General features: G+C 66.3%; 18 protein-coding genes and 1 pseudogene. 12 read left to right on the top strand and 7 right to left on the bottom strand.

All coding sequences use genetic code 11. The features are described 5' to 3' along the window. Window positions 1-157: 157 nt before the first annotated feature. Window positions 158-370, top strand: coding sequence for a hypothetical protein (locus LAQ58_RS08200; protein WP_224450111.1), 213 nt, complete (start codon window positions 158-160; stop codon window positions 368-370). 27 nt (window positions 371-397) lie between these two features. Here the strand turns inward: LAQ58_RS08200 and LAQ58_RS08195 are convergent, their stop codons facing one another. After that, window positions 398-538, bottom strand: a complete 141-nt coding sequence (locus tag LAQ58_RS08195; RefSeq protein WP_224450110.1) for a DUF7989 family protein — start codon at window positions 536-538, stop codon at window positions 398-400. A 249-nt stretch (window positions 539-787) separates the two neighbouring features. Between LAQ58_RS08195 and LAQ58_RS08190 the strand changes: the two genes are divergently transcribed. Continuing rightward, complete coding sequence (locus LAQ58_RS08190; protein ID WP_317988545.1) at window positions 788-1,129, top strand: polyketide cyclase; 342 nt, start codon at window positions 788-790, stop codon at window positions 1,127-1,129. 19 nt (window positions 1,130-1,148) lie between these two features. Here LAQ58_RS08190 and LAQ58_RS08185 read toward each other — a convergent pair whose 3' ends face one another. The 3 genes from LAQ58_RS08185 to LAQ58_RS08175 are packed head-to-tail and all read right to left on the bottom strand — an operon-like array spanning window position 1,149 to window position 2,692. Further along, window positions 1,149-1,733 carry a flavin reductase family protein gene (locus LAQ58_RS08185; RefSeq protein ID WP_224450109.1) on the bottom strand — a complete coding sequence of 195 codons (585 nt, stop codon included), beginning with the start codon at window positions 1,731-1,733 and terminating at the stop codon, window positions 1,149-1,151. Beyond that, window positions 1,734-2,219 carry a VOC family protein gene (locus LAQ58_RS08180; RefSeq protein WP_224450108.1) on the bottom strand — a complete coding sequence of 162 codons (486 nt, stop codon included), beginning with the start codon at window positions 2,217-2,219 and terminating at the stop codon, window positions 1,734-1,736. Between the two features lie 53 nt (window positions 2,220-2,272). Next, window positions 2,273-2,692 (bottom strand): DoxX family protein, encoded by a 420-nt coding sequence (locus LAQ58_RS08175; RefSeq protein WP_425490704.1) that lies wholly within the window; start codon window positions 2,690-2,692, stop codon window positions 2,273-2,275. 158 nt (window positions 2,693-2,850) lie between these two features. On the opposite strand from LAQ58_RS08175, the gene LAQ58_RS08170 reads away from it, so the two are divergent. From LAQ58_RS08170 to LAQ58_RS08160, 3 genes and pseudogenes are all read left to right on the top strand, one after another. Beyond that, window positions 2,851-3,201 carry a winged helix-turn-helix transcriptional regulator gene (locus LAQ58_RS08170; protein ID WP_224450106.1) on the top strand — a complete coding sequence of 117 codons (351 nt, stop codon included), beginning with the start codon at window positions 2,851-2,853 and terminating at the stop codon, window positions 3,199-3,201. 88 nt (window positions 3,202-3,289) lie between these two features. After that, window positions 3,290-3,719: pseudogene (locus LAQ58_RS08165) on the top strand (DUF7960 family protein). A gap of 121 nt (window positions 3,720-3,840) precedes the next feature. Continuing rightward, a complete protein-coding gene (locus LAQ58_RS08160) occupies window positions 3,841-4,398 on the top strand; it encodes a response regulator (RefSeq protein ID WP_224450105.1) in 558 nt (185 codons plus the stop codon). Between the two features lie 23 nt (window positions 4,399-4,421). On the opposite strand, the gene LAQ58_RS08155 is transcribed toward LAQ58_RS08160, so the two are convergent. Beyond that, window positions 4,422-5,381 (bottom strand): sensor histidine kinase, encoded by a 960-nt coding sequence (locus LAQ58_RS08155; protein ID WP_224450104.1) that lies wholly within the window; start codon window positions 5,379-5,381, stop codon window positions 4,422-4,424. A gap of 83 nt (window positions 5,382-5,464) precedes the next feature. On the opposite strand from LAQ58_RS08155, the gene LAQ58_RS08150 reads away from it, so the two are divergent. The 5 genes from LAQ58_RS08150 to LAQ58_RS08130 all read left to right on the top strand — a co-directional run bounded on the left by LAQ58_RS08150 (window position 5,465) and on the right by LAQ58_RS08130 (window position 12,669). Next, window positions 5,465-6,169, top strand: a complete 705-nt coding sequence (locus LAQ58_RS08150) for a DICT sensory domain-containing protein (protein ID WP_224450103.1) — start codon at window positions 5,465-5,467, stop codon at window positions 6,167-6,169. A 518-nt stretch (window positions 6,170-6,687) separates the two neighbouring features. Next, on the top strand, window positions 6,688-8,220 hold the full coding sequence (locus tag LAQ58_RS08145) for a COG1361 S-layer family protein (protein WP_224450102.1): 1,533 nt from the start codon (window positions 6,688-6,690) through the stop codon (window positions 8,218-8,220). 2 nt (window positions 8,221-8,222) lie between these two features. Further along, window positions 8,223-10,760 carry an efflux RND transporter permease subunit gene (locus tag LAQ58_RS08140; protein WP_224450101.1) on the top strand — a complete coding sequence of 846 codons (2,538 nt, stop codon included), beginning with the start codon at window positions 8,223-8,225 and terminating at the stop codon, window positions 10,758-10,760. Beyond that, the gene (locus LAQ58_RS08135) at window positions 10,757-11,542 is read left to right on the top strand and encodes a TrmB family transcriptional regulator (protein WP_224450100.1); all 786 of its coding nucleotides are present in this window, start codon (window positions 10,757-10,759) and stop codon (window positions 11,540-11,542) included. Before LAQ58_RS08140 ends, LAQ58_RS08135 begins: the two co-directional genes overlap by 4 nt. A gap of 221 nt (window positions 11,543-11,763) precedes the next feature. Then, entirely contained in the window at window positions 11,764-12,669 is a 906-nt protein-coding gene (locus LAQ58_RS08130; RefSeq protein ID WP_224450099.1) for a DMT family transporter, read from the top strand. A 109-nt stretch (window positions 12,670-12,778) separates the two neighbouring features. Here the strand turns inward: LAQ58_RS08130 and LAQ58_RS08125 are convergent, their stop codons facing one another. Continuing rightward, window positions 12,779-12,988 (bottom strand): DUF8132 family protein, encoded by a 210-nt coding sequence (locus LAQ58_RS08125; protein WP_224450098.1) that lies wholly within the window; start codon window positions 12,986-12,988, stop codon window positions 12,779-12,781. Window positions 12,989-13,244: 256 nt separating this feature from the next. Further along, window positions 13,245-13,541 (bottom strand): acylphosphatase, encoded by a 297-nt coding sequence (locus tag LAQ58_RS08120; protein ID WP_224450097.1) that lies wholly within the window; start codon window positions 13,539-13,541, stop codon window positions 13,245-13,247. Between the two features lie 130 nt (window positions 13,542-13,671). Between LAQ58_RS08120 and LAQ58_RS08115 the strand changes: the two genes are divergently transcribed. After that, on the top strand, window positions 13,672-15,036 hold the full coding sequence (locus LAQ58_RS08115) for a phosphopentomutase/phosphoglucosamine mutase (RefSeq protein ID WP_224450096.1): 1,365 nt from the start codon (window positions 13,672-13,674) through the stop codon (window positions 15,034-15,036). Between the two features lie 106 nt (window positions 15,037-15,142). After that, window positions 15,143-16,285, top strand: coding sequence for a BMP family lipoprotein (locus tag LAQ58_RS08110; protein WP_425490701.1), 1,143 nt, complete (start codon window positions 15,143-15,145; stop codon window positions 16,283-16,285). Window positions 16,286-16,335: the final 50 nt, after the last annotated feature.

Raw genomic sequence — 16,335 nt, 5'->3', positions numbered from 1 at the left:
GAAGCACAACGACGTGATAAAATTATTGAGTGTTTCGGGAGACTTCTATCATCGGACTTGCTGCAGCTAAGATACGTTACAGGCGATTGGCCGGCAGAATATGTCGAGTTGTTCACTCGTGCGACCCTTTACTACGGTAAACGTCGTGGTGGACGGTGTGGGATACGGCGAGAACCTGACGCCGCGCTCGACGCTGCTCATCACCGGAGCGATCGCGCTCGTCTGCTTCGCAGCGGCGGCTATCCTCTCGGTGTTGGGGCCGGGGTTGCTCGGAACGACGGTGCTCGTCGGCGTGTTCGCCGTGCTCGGCGTCGCGATACTGGCCGGCGGAGTCGCCGGGGCGATGTACCTGGTCGTTTTCGCAGAGTGAGAACCGGATAGCCGCGTCCGCTCGCGTTCAGTCGTCGTCTCGGTCCTGCTCGCTTCGATTCCCGCCACGTCGCCAGACGTCGTCCGCGGAGACGCCGTTCGGTGCCGTGTGGCTCACGTCTTTCATCGTTCGTTTCTTTCCGTCTCGTGCGTCGGTGCTCCGTGACATCTTGCGCCACGGTAGCCAGTCACCCGTCTTAACGCTTTCCAGGAGGAAATAATAACACTCAATACCATACTTATGTCCTTATATCGACTCCTACTGTCGCGATAGTCTGACGCTAACGGCCCGATGACGGGGCTTTCCGACCGGTGGTCGAAGGGAGGCCGTGACCCGAAGCGAGGCGACGGTCCGATGAACGCCGGACGGGTTTCGCCTCGTCGTCAGTCGCGTTGTCGACGCCCCTGCCGACCGGGTGTGGAGCCTGCTCGTCGAGACGCGTCACTGACCCGACTGGGGACCGACCGTCGCGGCGGTCGACCCCCAGGACGCGCGGATTCGGGCGGGGACGACCGGAACCTCCGCGTCGCCGCTCTCGGCGTTCGGGTACCGTTCGAGGTGGAGTCGTTCGACGCCGACGAGGGGAGAGGGCGGTACCGCTGGACGTGGCGCGTCGCGGGCGTTCCGGCGATCGGCCACCGCCTCGAACCGATCTGCGAGAATCGATGTCGCGTCGGCTTCGAGATACCGCTCGTCGGTGCCGGCTACTGCGTCGTCTGCGCGAGCGCGCTGCGACGAATCGAGCGACTCGTCGTCTGAGTGAACGTGGGGCGGAGACTCACGGCGGTCGTTCGAGCGAGAACCGCTCGTCGGTCGTCGCGTACTGACTGCCCGACAGACGGCCAACGGCGTCGAGGTTCGTCACGTCCATCTTCCCGTCGGTGAGCAGTTCGTCGGCGACGTGGGCGTGGACGACTTCGCCGAGTATCATCGTCGACCGGCCCACTTCCTGGGCGTCGTAGAGGCGGCACTCGAAGGCGACTTTCGCGTCGGCGACCCGGGCGACGTCGACGGTAGTTGCCTCTACCTTCTCTAACTTCGCGTGATCGAATTCGCTGTTGCCGCGTTCGAGCGTCGCGCTCGTCTCGTTCATCGCCTCCGCGAGGTTGCGGGTGACGATGTGGACGACGAACTCCTCGGTGGCGAGGACGTTCTCTGTCGTGTCTTTTCTGTCTTCGCCGACGCCGACCGGCGAGAACATCACGACCGGCGGGTCGGGCGTGACGACGTTGAAGAAACTGTACGGTGCGAGGTTGTCGACGCCGTCCTCGCTGCGACTGCTCACCCACGCGATGGGGCGCGGGACCACTGAACCGGCGAGCAACCGATAGGGAGAGCCGAACGCGTCGGGAGCGCCCTCCATTCAATCGCCCCCGTAGCCCTTCTCGAACGGGTCGATTTCGCCGCTTCCGGGTTCGTCCTCGTCGTAGGTGAAGCCCGGTCCCATCGTGGCGAGTTCAAAGACGAGGCCGTCGGGGTCGGTAAAGTAGATGCTCTCGAAGTACGTCCGGTTTTTCATCTGCGAGACGCGCACCCCGTGGTCGACGAGGTGTTCGCGCCACTCTTCGAGGGTTTTTCTGTCCTCGACGCCGAAGGCGAAGTGGTGGCTCGCCCCCGGGCCGGGGACGCCGCGCGAGTCGGGGTACTCGAAGTAGGTGACGTTCGTTCCCGGCTCTCCTTCCGGCGTCGAGGAGAAGTAGTAGTGCGGCGTCCCCGGGTCGTCGTAGTTCTGGGTCATCTTCACCGTGTGCCAGCCGAGGACGTCCTCGTAGAACGCCTTGGTCTCCTCTATGTCGGTGCAGATATTCGTCACGTGGTGCAGTCCGGTGGTCGGTGGTGCGTCGGTCATTGGTGGTTTGTTAGGGTGAAGCTCGGTTAACGGTACTGGCGATTCGGGGTCGTTCAGAGCGCGTACGGCCACGATCCGACCGCGCCGAGCGCGAGGAACACGAGCGCGCCGCCGAGCATGGCGACGTTCTTCAGAAAGTTTATCATCTCGTTCTGCTGTTGCCCCTCGGGCGCGGCCCAGAAGTCGTGCATCAACGGCGTCGTCACGAGCAGGAAGACGACGAGCGCCCCGGCGGCGAGCGTCGGGAGCAAGCCGACGGCGATGCCGATGCCGCCGAACAGCAACATCCCCCCCGTGAACGGGACGGCCAGTCCGGGCGCGGGAACGCCCTTGGCCTGCGCGTAGCCGACCATCTGGTCGCCGTTGAGGAAGTGGTTCAGCCCGTTGAACGCGAGTACCGCGCCGAAGAGGACGCGGCCGAGAAGGAACGCAAGTCCCGCGGCGGCCCCGTCGAAGGCGACGGCGCTCTGCAGCAGCGTCATCGGTTGCCCTCCGGCATCTCGCCGATGTCGGTCAGTGAACGGTCCGCCGTTTCTGCTATCGTGGTGAAACGTGGTTGCATCACGTTACCTGGTGTTTGATACGAACCTATATATCCGTTCGCGGACATAGACGTGACCAGGTAACACCGATGTCATCCCAACTCGACACCGAGAAGCCGCTGGCGGTCTGTCCGGTCATCGACTCGCTCGAACAGATCGGCTCGCAGTGGCGACTCATCGTTCTGCACGACCTCCAAGAGGGAGAGAAGCGGTTCAACGAACTGAAACGCTCGACCGACGCGAGTTCGCGCACGCTCTCGCGCGTGCTCGACGACCTCCGCGAGATGGGGTTCGTCGACCGTCGACTGGAGGAAGACGCGCCGGTGGCGACGTACTACAGTCTCACCCCGAAGGGACAGTCGCTCTGCCCGGTGTTCGAGGAAATAGAGTCGTGGGCCGACGAGTGGCTCGCCGCTGACGCCGAGTCGCCGGCGCAGTGACGGCGGGTGAGTGACGCGACGAAGAACGAGGGTGACCGCCGTCCCGTTCTCTCGACACGTCCAAATCCGAGCAGTCCCAACGACGCGTATGTACACGGGCAAAATCGAGAAACCGTGTTGCCTCTGCGGTACGCCGGAGACCGTCACCCGACTCGACCTCCCGCCGCGAGCGGTGACGCTGATGCGGAACGGCGGCCCAATCGCGTGGCGCGACATCGTCGGCGAGGTGTCGATTCACTTCTGCGCCTCCGACTGGGAGACGGTGACCGACCTCGTGTCGAATCGGTATGAGTCCGCTGCCCCGCTGTAACGTCGCCTACGCCTCCTTCGACCTGCGGGAGGATTTCGAGGCATTGTTGAACGCGACGCGCGACGAACCCGACCAGACCGAAACCGAGCGCCGACTGCTCGCGAAGAGCGACCGCGCGCTGGCCGACGACGACGCCGAGCCGCGGGCGGTCGTCGAGGCGAAAGTCGTCCAGTGGGCGCTCGAAGATCTCGGCGTCGCCCTCTCCTGACGGCGACCGACTTCCGATTTTAGAGCCGCCGTCTGACGATATCGTCAGTATCGACGACTGTGATGTATTACCAAAATATTAAATTACTTGAAGAAACAATCTCGGTAAAGAGAGGCGTATCATGGATCACACCGTACTCGTCGTCGACGACGACCCGGACATCGCGCACGGTCACGCCGAGCGCCTGCGGAGCCGGTATCGCGTGCTGGCCGCCACGAGCGGGACCGAGGCACTCGACCTCGCCGACGAAGCCGACGCGGTGTTGCTCGACCGCCGAATGCCCGGCATGTCGGGCGACGAGGTGCTCGCCGCGCTGTACGAGCGCGAAAACCCGCCGCAGGTCGCGATGGTGACGGCCGTCGACCCCACCACAGAGGTCGCGGAGATGCCGTTCGACGAGTATCTCATCAAACCCGTCCGTCGCGACGACCTCTTCGCGACGGTCGAGAGCCTGCTGACCCGTGCGACGTACGACTCGCAGTTACAGGAGTTCTTCGCCGTCGCCTCGAAGGTCGCGCTTTTGGAGACGGAACACGACGCCCGACAACTGGAGTCGGATTCGAACTACCAGCTTCTCCAACGCCGTCTCGCGAAACTGCGGCGACAGACGACCGATCAGTTGGAGGAACTCGGTGCGGAGAGCTACGCCGTCGCCCTCGGTCCGACCGACACCTCGTAACGTTCCTTTCGTCCCGTCGGTCGCTACTCCGTCCGTACGTCGAGCGTCGCGCCCTCGTCGTTGTACGCGGTGACGGTCCACCCGTGGGCGTCGGCGATACGGGCGACGATGCCGAGACCGGTCCCGGAGCCGTTGCCGGTGGTGTGGCCCCACTCGAACAGGCGTGCATCCTCCGGAAAGCCCGGCCCGTCGTCGGCGACGGCAAAGCCCTGCAGCGTCTCGGTGACGCGGACGGTGACGTTGCGCCCGCCGTGGCGGACGGCGTTTCGGAACACGTTCTCCAGAAACAGCGCCAGCAACAAGGGGTCGGCCTCGAGCGAGCGATCGGTCTCCACGAGCAGTTCGGCGTCGTCGGCGTCGACGCGCTCCCACGCCTCCGTCGCTACGTCTTCGAGGTCGACCGTCTCCGGGGAGGCGGTGCCGCGGCCGACCGCTTCGGCCTCCTCGGCCAGTCGACGCAGACGCTTCAGCACGGCGTCGAGTTGCACCACGTCGTCGTCGGCGTCCACCGATTCGGCCACGAAGTCAAGTTTCATCAACTGATTGCCGAGTTCATGGCTGATCGTCGACCCGTACGCGCCGAGCGAATCCACGGACGTCGACTCGGGCACGTCGTTCGTAGCGGCGTCGAGGAGCGCACGCCGGACCCGCGTCGTCGCCTGCGAGGCGTCGGCCGGAACCTGCTCGACGCCTGGCGGAAGCGCGGCCGTCTCGTCGCTCACGAACAGTCCCGGCGCGGTCGAACGCGCCCGGGCCAGCGAGAAAATCTCCGACGGCGACGTCAGCAGCGCCCCGTCGTCGACGACGACGAAACAGCCGACGGTGTCGTCGAGCGCCGCGAGCGCCGACGGGGCGTCGTCGACGATTTCGACGCCGGCGGCCGACCCCCGGAGCGCCTCCGCGAACCGGTCGGCGACCCCGTCACGATCGAGGACGACGACTCGACGGACGTCGGTCCCGGTCTGCGCGAGCGGCACTGTCATCTATAGTGACGTTACGCTCAGTGGATATATCTCTTGTCACTCAGGCTAACCAAATCATTTACCCCCGAGAGAGAACGGGAGGTATGTCACTGAGAGCGGTGATAGACGGCGTCGAAAGTCGGGAGAAGACGTTGACGGTGTTCGACCCCCCGTCTTCAGCCGTCGTCGACGAACTGGCGGAGTACTTCGCCTCCCAGCGGGTGACGGTTCGCGAGGGTAGCGCGACCGTCGGGCCGGAGGGGTTTGCGGTGCTGAGCGAGGGCGACGACGTACTCACCGCCGTCGACCTGGCGTCGTTGACGATGCCGGTGCGGCACGACGTCGGTGAGCGAACCGCCTTCAGCGCGCTTCTCGAACATCTCGACAGGACGACGTTCGCGTCGTACGACGTCGGGCAGATGCTGGCCGCATCGAGGGAGATAGAGGACCGCGCCTGGCGGTCGAAGAAGGGAACGCTCCGCGCCGGGTTCCAGCGCGTCGAAGCGCTCGAAGCCCAGTCGGAGGTGTACCGTCGACTCGGGGGCACTGAACTCGACGTCCACGTCTACGTCGCCTCGGGCGACTCGATAGCCGAGATCGACGGCGTGACGCCGCACATCGTCGACAGCGCGGAGATCGCGAACTCGTGGTTCGTCGCGTACGACGGCGGCGACGTCGCCAGCGACAAGTGCGCGCTCCTGGCCGAAGAGCGCGGTGACCGGCGGTTCTACGGCTTCTGGACCTACGACTCGTCCATCGTCGACGCAATACTCGACTACCTTGGTACGCAGTACGCCGCGGCTTCGTAGTGCCGTTCGTGACGGATCACTAGCAAAGATCGAGCGGTTCGACCCCACGAGAAAACGTAAAGGCTGACACACCACTGCGGAATCTCGTGGACTTCCCTGACACACCACCCTTTCAGGTCGCGAAATCAGGCGAGCGTTTCTGGGAATGCCTTCCGCTCGCCTACTCTGTATCTGTCACGCTACGTGTATCAGCGATTTGGCTAAGAATTTAGTGTGACTGAGGTATCAATAGAGACGTTTGTGGCCGCTTTGGTCGACTCACCGTGCTTCGTCGGACGAACGGCCCCTAGAGGCGTCCTCCGGCGAGTAATCTCGTCTCCAAAACGTATCACCAGATCTCATCTGTCCTGACCGACGGCCATGCCCCTCGAACGAACCACGAACGAGTTTGTAGAAATTTACAACCACTTATGTAGTCTCGGCGAATACCGTCGGCGTAGTCAGTCGGCCATCCGCGCCGACACCGACCGAGTCGCCCGGAACCGGTCGGACGTCGCCGTCCGGGCACCACTCTACACATGCGCAGAAAGGCACTCAGCGTTCTTCTCGTTCTCGCACTGCTCACGACGCCAGCGACGGTGTCAGCCATCGAAGATCCGCGGTTCGAGGTGTACGTCCCCGAACCCACGCTCACGCCGGGCGCACAGTCGAACCTCTCAGTCCAACTCGTCAACGACGCGAACGACGTGGACGAACAGGTCCGGAACGCCCGTAACGTCAAAGCGACGTTGAACTCCGGCGGAACTCCCATCTCCGTCAAGTCCGGCACGCGCCTCGTCGGCACGATGCAGGACGGGCAACCGGCGACCCTCGACTTCAGAATCGGCGTCCCCAGCGACATCGAGTCGGGGACGTACGACCTCGAACTCGAACTGACCTACGAGTACGACAACGACGAGCGGACGACCGACACCGTCGACGTGACCGTCCGCGTCGACGACCGCGCGCGCTTCGTCGTCACCGACACCGAGACGGACGCGCCTGCCGGCGGCAGCGGGACGATGAACGTCACGATGCGCAACGTCGGCGATAGCGTCGCCCGAAACGCCTCGGTGACGGTGCAGACGGCGAGCGCCGACGTCCGTTTCGGCGAGAGCGAGTCCGCCAGTCGATTCGTCGAACAGTGGGAACCCGGCGAGACCCGGACGCTACAGTACGACGTGAACGTCGCGAACAACGCGAACCCGGAGCCGTACACGATGCGCGCGACCACCGAGTACGAGAACGGAAACGGCGAGAGCGCCGAGACGTCGCCCGTCTCCTTTGGCGTGACGCCGCTTCCCGAGCAGTCGTTCGCTCTCGAAAACGTCGAAGGCTCGCTGTACGTCGGCGAGGAGGGAACGCTGTCGGGCGAACTGGTCAACACTGGCGAGACGCCCGCCCGCAACGTCGTCCTCGTCTTCGAGAGCCAGAACTCGAACGTCAATCCCGTCGAGACGGAGTATGCCGTCGGCACGCTCGACCCGGGTGAGCGCGCCGAGTTCGACTTTTCGACGGAAGTAACCGACAACGCCGACGCCGGGCCGCGGCAGTTCTCGCTCGAAGCGAAGTACCGCAACGCCGACGGTACCCAGCACACGAGCGATCCGCTCGACGTGCGCGTCGAAATCGGCGAGCAACGAGACGAGTTCGACCTCGAAGGCGTCAACGCGACGTTCGCGGCGGGCGAGAGCGGCGAACTCGTCGTCGAGGTGACGAACGAACGCGACGAACCGCTCCGCGAGATCTCGGCGAAGATATTCCCGGACTCGCCCATCTCCGCCGACAGCAGCGAGGCGTACGTCGACGAACTCGCGCCCGGCGAGAGCGCGGAACTCGTCTTCGGCGTCAGCGTCGGCGGCGACGCGCTGGCGAAGACGTACCCCGTCCAGATGGACTTCCGGTACGAGGACGCCTCCGGCGACAGCCAACTGTCGGACACGTACCAACTGCCCGTCGAGGTGACCGGCGACGACGGCGGTAACGTCTCGCTGACGCTCCTCGGCGTCGGCGCTGTCGCCGTTCTCGGCGTCGGCGCGGTACTGTACCGCCGACGCAACGGCGGCGTCTGAGCATGGCGCTGGACCACCAGCGCGCCATCGACTGGGTGGACGAGCGCATCGTCGAGCGGTCGGGACGCGTCGTCGTCCTGTTTCTCGTCCTGACGCTCGTCTTCACCGCCGGTCTCGGCAACGTCTCGACGGAGTCGGGCACCGAGCAGTTCGCCGAGGACATCCCGGCGAACCGGGCGCTCGAAGACATCAACCGCGAGTTCGGCGCGCCGTTCGAGAGCGAACCCGGGTCGACGCAGTTGATACAGCGCGGCCAGAACGTGCTGTCGAAACCGGCGCTGTTGGAGATGCTGCGCACGCAGGAGGCGCTCGAAGAGCGCACCGGCCTCCGCGTCTCGTCGACGAGCAGCGCCGCAACGGTCGTCGCGCAGTCGCTCGACCCCGAAGCGACGACGCTCGACGCGCAGATAACCGCCGTCGAGCGGGCGTCGCCCAGCGAGATTCGGGCGGCCGTCCGCGCGAACGCCGACAACCCGGGCTTCACGGGTACCCTGAGCAACGACTTCAACCGCCGGTCGGCGTCGGCGTCGGCGACCATTGGCGTCGTCCGACACGACATCCCCGGCTACGAGTCCGCGGCCGCCGGGCAGGGCGGATCGAGTCCGCTCACGCCGATCCAACGGCAGACCCAGCACGTGGTCGCGGCGACGAGCGACGACATCACCGTCTTCGGCAGCGGCGTCACCGCCGACGAGTTCGGGTCGGTCATCACCGACTCGCTTCTCATCGTCACGCCCGCGGCGGTCATCTTCATCGTCTTCTTCCTCGTCGTCGCCTACCGCGACCTCATCGACCTGCTCTTGGGAGGGCTGTCGCTGTTCATGACCATCATCTGGACGTTCGGCTTCCTCGGTCTCGCCGGCATCCCGTTCAGCCAGATGATGATCGCGGTGCCGCCGCTTTTGCTCGCGGTCGGCATCGACTTCGGCATCCACGCCATCAACCGCTACCGCGAGGACAGACAGGACGGCCACGACATCGACGGCGCGATGCAACTGGCGACCGACCAGTTGCTCGTCGCCTTCTTCATCGTCACCGGGACGACGGTCATCGGCTTTCTCTCGAATCTGGCCTCTGACCTTGCGCCGATTCAGGACTTCGGTATCGTAGCCGCCGTCGGCATTGTGTTCACGTTCCTCATCTTCGGCATCTTCCTCCCGGCGGCGAAGGTGTGGATCGACCGCCGCCGCGACGGCTGGCCGATTCCGACGTTCAGCGAGACGCCGCTCGGTCAGGAAGGCTCGCGCCTCGGCGAGGCGCTCCGCGGCGGCGTCGTCGTCGCCGGGAAGGCTCCGGCGCTGTTCTTACTCGCTGTCGTACTCCTTAGCGCGGGTGCAGGCGCGTACGCGACGGGCGTCGACACGAGTTTCTCGCAGGAGGATTTCCTCCCGCCCGAGGAGACGCCCGCCTACCTCGACGCACTTCCAGAACCGTTCGCGCCGTCGGAGTACTCCGTCGTCGCGACGCTGAACTTCCTCGAGGAGAAGTTCGAGACGACTCAGGGCGGCAGCGCGACCGTCTTCTGGGAGACGAACATGGAACGGGACACGGCGCTCGAAGAGATTCACCGCGCCGGCGACGACCCGCCGGACTCGTTCGTCCACTCGGGCGGGCGCGCGGACTCCGAGAGCATCGTGACGGTCATCCGGTCGCAGACCGCCCGAGACCCCGAATTCCGGGCCGTAGTCGACCGCAACGACGCCGACGGCAACGGCGTCCCCGACCGGAACCTCGGCGACGTGTACGACGCACTGTTGAACACTCCCGCGCGGAGTCAAGCGGTCGATTACCTCTCCGAGGACCGCCGGAGCACCCGCATCACCTACTCGACGAAAGCCAGCGCCAGCCAGAACGCGGTGACCGAAGACGCCCGAGCAGTCGCCGACAAGTTCCGAGGCGGTGACGACGCCGCTGTCGCGACGGGCGACATCGTCGTCTTCAAAGCAGTGTCGGACCTCATCCTCCAGTCGGCGATCTCGAGTCTCGCGCTTGCACTCGGCGCAACGGTGGTGTTCCTCGTGCTCGTCTACTGGCTCGTCGAGGGCTACCCGTCGCTCGGCGTCGCCAACACCGTCCCCATCGGCGTCGCCGTCGCGCTCATCGCGGGCACGATGCGCCTCCTCGACATCTCGTTCAACGCGTTCACGGCGACGATTCTCGCCATCACCATCGGTCTCGGCATCGACTACTCGGTCCACGTTGTCCACCGGTTCGTCGACGAGCGGCGGACACACTCGCTGTTTACGGCGCTCGACCGGACCGTTCGCGGGACGGGCGGCGCGCTCGCGGGGAGCATGCTCACGACGACGTTCGGTATCGGCGTGCTCGTGCTCTCGTTGCTGAGCGTCCTCGGACAGTTCGGCGTGCTGACGGCGCTCAGCATCGCGTACTCCTTCTTCGTCTCGCTGCTCGTCCTCCCGTCGGTGCTCGTGCTCTGGGACCGCTATCAGGGCAACGACCCGGCGGTTCCGATCGGGCACGGAACGGCACAATCCGAAGCGAAACAGTCGAAAAGACGGGCGGCGAGGTGGGAACGATGAACAGCGACGGACCCGACGAACGCGACGTCGAGGAGGCGCTCGAACGCCTCGGCCTCTCGAACTACGAGGCGCGGGTCTTCGTCGCGCTCCACCGGCTCGGCACCGGCACGGCGAAGGACATCCACGAACTCGCGGGCGTCCCGCGCTCGCAAGTGTACGGCGCGGCGGAGGATCTCGAAGCGCGTGGTCTCGTCGAACTCCAGCAGTCGACGCCGAAGCGGTACCGCCCGGTCAGCCTCGACGCGGCCAAGGAACTGCTGACCGTCCGCCTCGAACGCGAACGGGACCGCGCGTTCGACGCCCTCGCGGAACTCCGAAGCGAGGAGCACGGCGAGGAGACCCGCGATGACGTGTGGACCGTCCGGGGGCGCAAACCCATCGACGACCGAACCGTCGACCTGATTCGTCGCGCGGAGTCGCAGGTCGTCTTCGGCGGCGATTCGGTCGACATCGTCGGCGACGACGTGACCGCGGCGCTCCGAGAACGCGCTGCCGCCGGTCTCGAGGTCCACGTCGTCAGCGCCAGCGCGGCTGTTCGCGAACGGTTCGAAGACGACGACATCGGCGTCGCCGCACCGCCGGCGGACGCACCTGGCGACTTCACCGGGAGAGTCGTGCTGGCCGACGACGACATCTTTCTCCTCTCCGTGCTGTACGAGGGCGACGGCGACGACCCGCCCGAGGAGACGGCCATCTGGAGCGCCGGCACCGCGATGGCGGCGGTGTTGACCCGAGCTGCCGGCAGCGGTATCGACGCGCTCATTGGCAGAGACGGGTCGTAGACTCCACAGCGGTTCCTCCGCCACCGCCGCCTCGTTCGAGACGTATTCGCTCGTCATTCTGTCCGAAAACCAAACGTTTCTGGTCGGCGGCGGCGACGTACCGGCCGCGATGAACGACGACGATGCGAGTACCGTCTTCGGTCGAGAACGAACTCCCGTGACGGAGGGTAGCTACCGCGCTGACGCGCGCCGCCAGCTCCGCGGAGCCGTCACCGCTTGAGGTGTTCCGAACACGCTCCAGCGCTCGGCGGTACGGGTTCGCGCTCGCACCGCTGTCAGCAGCGGCGCTCTGGGGGGGCATGTACGTCGTCTCGAAGTGGACGTTCGCGGCGATACCGCCGGTGACGCTCGGGTTTCTACGCGTCGCGCTCGGCGCACTCGTCCTGTTCGCTGTCGCCAAGAGCCGAGGCGTCCGCGTCGAGCGCGAGGACTACGGCCGGTTCATCGTCCTCGGCGGGTGGGTGGCGCTCACCATCGCCACGCAGTTCGTCGGCACCGAACTGACGAACGCGAGTCAGGGGTCGTTGCTCACCGTTCTGACGCCCGTCTTCACCGTCGCGCTCGGGGTCTCGGTGCTGGACGAACGGCTGACGGCGAAGAAGTCGCTCGGCATGGCACTGGCCGTCGTCGGGACGCTTTTCGTCGTCGCCGGACAGTACCGCCTCTCGGACCTCGCCGCCGGAAATCTCGCGGGTCTCGCCGCGCTCGTCGCCGCGAGCGTCGCGTGGGCGGGCTACACCGTCTGGGGTGTGCCGGTCGTCCGCCGCTACTCGGCGCTGACGGCGGCGACGTACGCGACGGTGGCCGCGACGCCGATGCTCGCGCTGCTCTCGGCCGCGGAACTCGTCGCCGGCGGCGTCCCCGCTGACGCGTTCGCGCCGTCGCTCCCGACGCTCGGTGCCGTCGTCTACCTCGGCGTTGCGGCGACGGCGGCGGCGTGGTATCTGTGGTACAAGGGACTGGAGTACGTCGGCGCCGGAACTGTCGCCGTCTTCTTCTTCGCGCAACCGGTCGTCGGTGCGGCGCTCGGTGCGGTGCTTCTAGGCGAACGCGTCGGCCCGGCGTTTCTCGTCGGGGGCCTCGTGATGGCTGTCGGCGTCACCGTCGTCAGCACAGCCCGGGCCTGAGTCGGGGGAGACCCCGGTTTTCGAATGTTCGTGCGAGAGCGCGTTCCTGTGGCCCGAATTCGGCGATTTCGACTCGCTCGTGACGTCGCGGCGGCATCGCAAGCGGGAGTCAGAACAGGACGACGCGCGCCAGTTTCGACCCGCCGAACGCGAGGAGGATGATGGCGGTGATGAACCCGCCGGTGGCGACGAGCAGCGAGAGCGGTTCGAGCGTCGGTCCGCCGAAGAACGGCCCGCGAACGATGAGAAAGCCGGTTGCGAGCGTGGCGCCGAGTCCGACGGCGGTCAGAAGCGCCCACGGAATCGCGGCGACTCTCACGGCATGCCTCCGTCGAGTCGCGGACGAGGGCGGTTCCGTGCGCGTCGACGACGCGCCGACGGCGGTTCGAGATGCATCGAAACGGCCCTCACGCGGGCGAGATATGAAGTTTACCCTCGGATCAGGATGCCGCGCCCGTTCCGGGGGAGTGGATGGCCGGCCGAGGAGATAGGCTTCCCGTGACAGCGAATGGCCGCCGGGAGTCCCCGCCGCTGCCGGGCGTCCTCGACTGCCGACGACCGCCGGTTCCGGACCGTTACCGTCTGACCTCGAATCCGTCGACGCCCTCCGGTTCCTCGTACTCCGCGTCCACGCTCTCGACCTCTGCGGCGGGGCTGCCGCTCTCGCACCACTCGACCATCGATTCGACGAGCGCCGGCGGTCCCTCGAACACCGCTTCGACCCGGCCGTCGTCGAGGTTTCGGACCCAGCCGTCGACGCCCTGTTCGCGCGCCGTATCGCGGGTGTTTGCGCGGTAGAAGACGCCCTGTACGCGACCGGAGACGAAGACGTGAGCGCGAGTCCGTTCGGTGTCGTTCGGTGTGTCGCTCATGGGGTGTCGTTCGACCGCGACGAGGAAAAAGTAGGGGCGCGCGCGAGAGGGTTATCGTCAGTTACCGTCAGTCGGGCGTGCATCGCGTCGAATCGGGACCATCTAAGTACACCGACTGATACCTCCGAGTATGGAACTGTTCGGAACCGCCGGAATCCGCGGAAGCGCGACCGAGCGCGTGACGCCAGAACTCGCCCTCGCCGTCGGCCGCGCGGTCGGCCGCGACGGACGTGAGTTCGTCGTCGCCCGCGACGGTCGGGTGACCGGACCGGCACTCGCGTCCGCCGTCGAGGCGGGACTGTTGTCTGCCGGTGCCGACGTCCGGCGTGCCGGAATGCTGCCGACACCTGCGCTCGCGTTCGCCTCGCGGGGTCGGCGCGGCGTGATGCTCACGGCGTCGCACAACCCGCCGACCGACAACGGCATCAAGGTGTTCGACGACGGCGTCGAGTACGACCGGACGGCCGAGCGCGCGGTCGAAGAACGCGTCGCCGCCGACGACGGGTCCAGCGCGTGGAACGAGTGGGGCGTCAGCGAGAACGAGGCAGCGCTGTCGACGTACCGAAACGCAGTCGTCGACTACGCGCGCGGCCACGGTGCGCCGCTTTCGGGCCTCCGCGTCGCCGTCGACTGCGGCAACGGGATGGCGGGTCTCGCCACCCCGCAGGTGCTCCGCTCCCTCGGCGCGACCGTCATCACACTGAACGCGAACGTCGACGGGCACTTCCCCGGCCGCGAGAGCAAGCCGACCCCGGAGTCGCTTCGGGACCTCCGGACGTTCGTCGCCGACGCCGCCGAAGAAGACGAACCGTTCGCCTTCGGCATCGGTCACGACGGCGACGCCGACCGAATCGTCGTCGTCGCGCCTGACGGCGAGGTGATCCACGAGGACACCGTCGTTGCGATTCTCGCCGAGCACTACGTCCGGACCGTCGAGAGCGACGACCCGGTGGTCGTGACGACGCCGAACGCCTCCGCCCGCATCGACGAGCGCGTCCGCGAGGCCGGCGGGCGGGTCGAACGCGTCCGCCTCGGCGCGCTCCACGAAGGCATCGCAGCGGTCGAGAACGCGGGCGGCGACGTTGTCTTCGCCGCCGAACCGTGGAAACACATCCACACCCAGTTCGGCGGGTGGATAGACGGCATCGCCTCCGCCGCCGTCGTCAGCCGTCTCGTCGCCGACGCGGGTCTCGACGCGCTCCGCGCTCCCGTCACCGAGCGACCCTATCGAAAAGTGAGCGTCGACTGCCCCGACGGGGCCAAACGCGAGACGATGGCGACGCTGGAGCGGACGCTCCCCGACGCTTTCCCCGAGGCGGACGTCGACACCGAGTACGGTGTCCGACTGGAGTTCCCGGACGGGTCGTGGCTGCTCGTCCGCCCGAGCGGTACGGAGCCGTACGTCCGCCTCTACGCCGAAAGCGACGACGTGGGCTCGCTCGTCGCCGACGCTGCCGCTGTCATCGAAAACGCCGTCGAGTCGGCGAACAACTGAGTCCGGAACGGCGGCCACCTGGCCCGAACGACGGGGGGTAGGCGGCCGTTCAGGTCAAACGACGCCTTTATGCCAATTTCCCTGCCATCTCCGTCCAGACGTAACCATGAATGTGGATAGACGGACTCTTATCAAGGCGACGGGTGCGGCAGGAATCGCGGGACTGGCCGGATGTACCGGCGGCCCGACGGAGGACGGAAACGGTGGGACCAACGACACCGGTGGCAACGGTAGCGACGACTCGGGCAACGAGTCGACCGACGGGGGCGCAGAAGCCTCCGGTAGCGCCGACGTGAACGTCGGGATGGTGTACGCGACAGGCGGTCTGGGCGACGGGTCGTTCAACGACCAGGCGCAGACCGGCGTAAAGCAGGCCGCCGACGAGTACAGCGTCACGCACGACGACGTCCAGCCGAGCGAAGTGACGGAGTTCCAGACGTTCCAGCAGCAGTTCGCCCAGGGCGGCGAGTACGACCTCATCTGCTGCATCGGCTTCCTGCAGGCGGAGGCGCTCGCGGAGAACGCGCCGGACTACCCCGAGCAGAACTTCATGATCGTCGACAGCGTTGTCGAGGAGCCGAACGTCGCGAGCTACGTGTTCGGCGAGAACGAGGGCTCGTTCCTCGTCGGCCAACTGGCCGGGCTGTTGACCCAGCAGGAGTTCAGCGCGGGCGCCGGCGAGACGAGCCCCGACCAGGCGAAAGTCGGGTTCGTCGGCGGCGTCGAGGGCGACCTCATCGGCAAGTTCGAGGCGGGCTACCGCGCAGGCGTCGCGGAGGTCAGCCAGGACATCGAGGTGCAGGTCAGCTACGTCGGCAACTTCAACGACACCCAAGCGGGCAACGAGGCGGCGACGGCGATGTACAACGACGGCGTTGACATCGTCTACCACGCGGCCGGCAACGCCGGCAGAGGCGTGTTCGAGGCCGCTCAGGATGCTGGGAAGTTCGCCATCGGCGTCGACAAGGACCAGTCGGTGACCGAGTCCGGCTACGCGGACGTCATCCTCGCGAGCATGGTCAAGCGCGTCGACACCGCCGTCTACACCTCCATCGAGAGCGTCGTCAACGCCGAGTTCGAGGGCGGCAGTGTCACGACGCTCGGTCTCGAACAGGAGGGCGTCGCGGCCGTCTACGGCGACGAGATCGGCGACGACATCCCCGAGGACGTGACGTCATCCGTCTCCGAGTCGCGGCAGGCCATCATCGACGGCAACATCTCGGTGCCTGTCGACCCCTCGAATCTGTAACTCGGTCCAGTCGCCCCGAGTACATATTCGAAATCTGAACAATCCACAAA

The organism is Haloprofundus salilacus (assembly GCF_020150815.1).
GTDB classification, from domain to species: domain Archaea; phylum Halobacteriota; class Halobacteria; order Halobacteriales; family Haloferacaceae; genus Haloprofundus; species Haloprofundus salilacus.
The sequence above is the reverse complement of the archived record's forward strand: the minus strand, read 5'-3'. Positions and strand labels throughout refer to the sequence as shown.

Excerpts from the sequence above, each read along its gene's own strand:
- LAQ58_RS08195 (WP_224450110.1), bottom strand. The coding sequence starts at position 538 with ATGTCACGGAGCACCGACGCACGAGACGGAAAGAAACGAACGATGAAA.
- LAQ58_RS08185 (WP_224450109.1), bottom strand. The coding sequence starts at position 1,733 with ATGGAGGGCGCTCCCGACGCGTTCGGCTCTCCCTATCGGTTGCTCGCC.
- LAQ58_RS08180 (WP_224450108.1), bottom strand. The coding sequence starts at position 2,219 with ATGACCGACGCACCACCGACCACCGGACTGCACCACGTGACGAATATC.
- LAQ58_RS08170 (WP_224450106.1), top strand. The coding sequence starts at position 2,851 with ATGTCATCCCAACTCGACACCGAGAAGCCGCTGGCGGTCTGTCCGGTC.
- LAQ58_RS08160 (WP_224450105.1), top strand. The coding sequence starts at position 3,841 with ATGGATCACACCGTACTCGTCGTCGACGACGACCCGGACATCGCGCAC.
- LAQ58_RS08155 (WP_224450104.1), bottom strand. The coding sequence starts at position 5,381 with ATGACAGTGCCGCTCGCGCAGACCGGGACCGACGTCCGTCGAGTCGTC.
- LAQ58_RS08150 (WP_224450103.1), top strand. The coding sequence starts at position 5,465 with ATGTCACTGAGAGCGGTGATAGACGGCGTCGAAAGTCGGGAGAAGACG.
- LAQ58_RS08145 (WP_224450102.1), top strand. The coding sequence starts at position 6,688 with ATGCGCAGAAAGGCACTCAGCGTTCTTCTCGTTCTCGCACTGCTCACG.
- LAQ58_RS08140 (WP_224450101.1), top strand. The coding sequence starts at position 8,223 with ATGGCGCTGGACCACCAGCGCGCCATCGACTGGGTGGACGAGCGCATC.
- LAQ58_RS08135 (WP_224450100.1), top strand. The coding sequence starts at position 10,757 with ATGAACAGCGACGGACCCGACGAACGCGACGTCGAGGAGGCGCTCGAA.
- LAQ58_RS08120 (WP_224450097.1), bottom strand. The coding sequence starts at position 13,541 with ATGAGCGACACACCGAACGACACCGAACGGACTCGCGCTCACGTCTTC.
- LAQ58_RS08115 (WP_224450096.1), top strand. The coding sequence starts at position 13,672 with ATGGAACTGTTCGGAACCGCCGGAATCCGCGGAAGCGCGACCGAGCGC.
- LAQ58_RS08110 (WP_425490701.1), top strand. The coding sequence starts at position 15,143 with ATGAATGTGGATAGACGGACTCTTATCAAGGCGACGGGTGCGGCAGGA.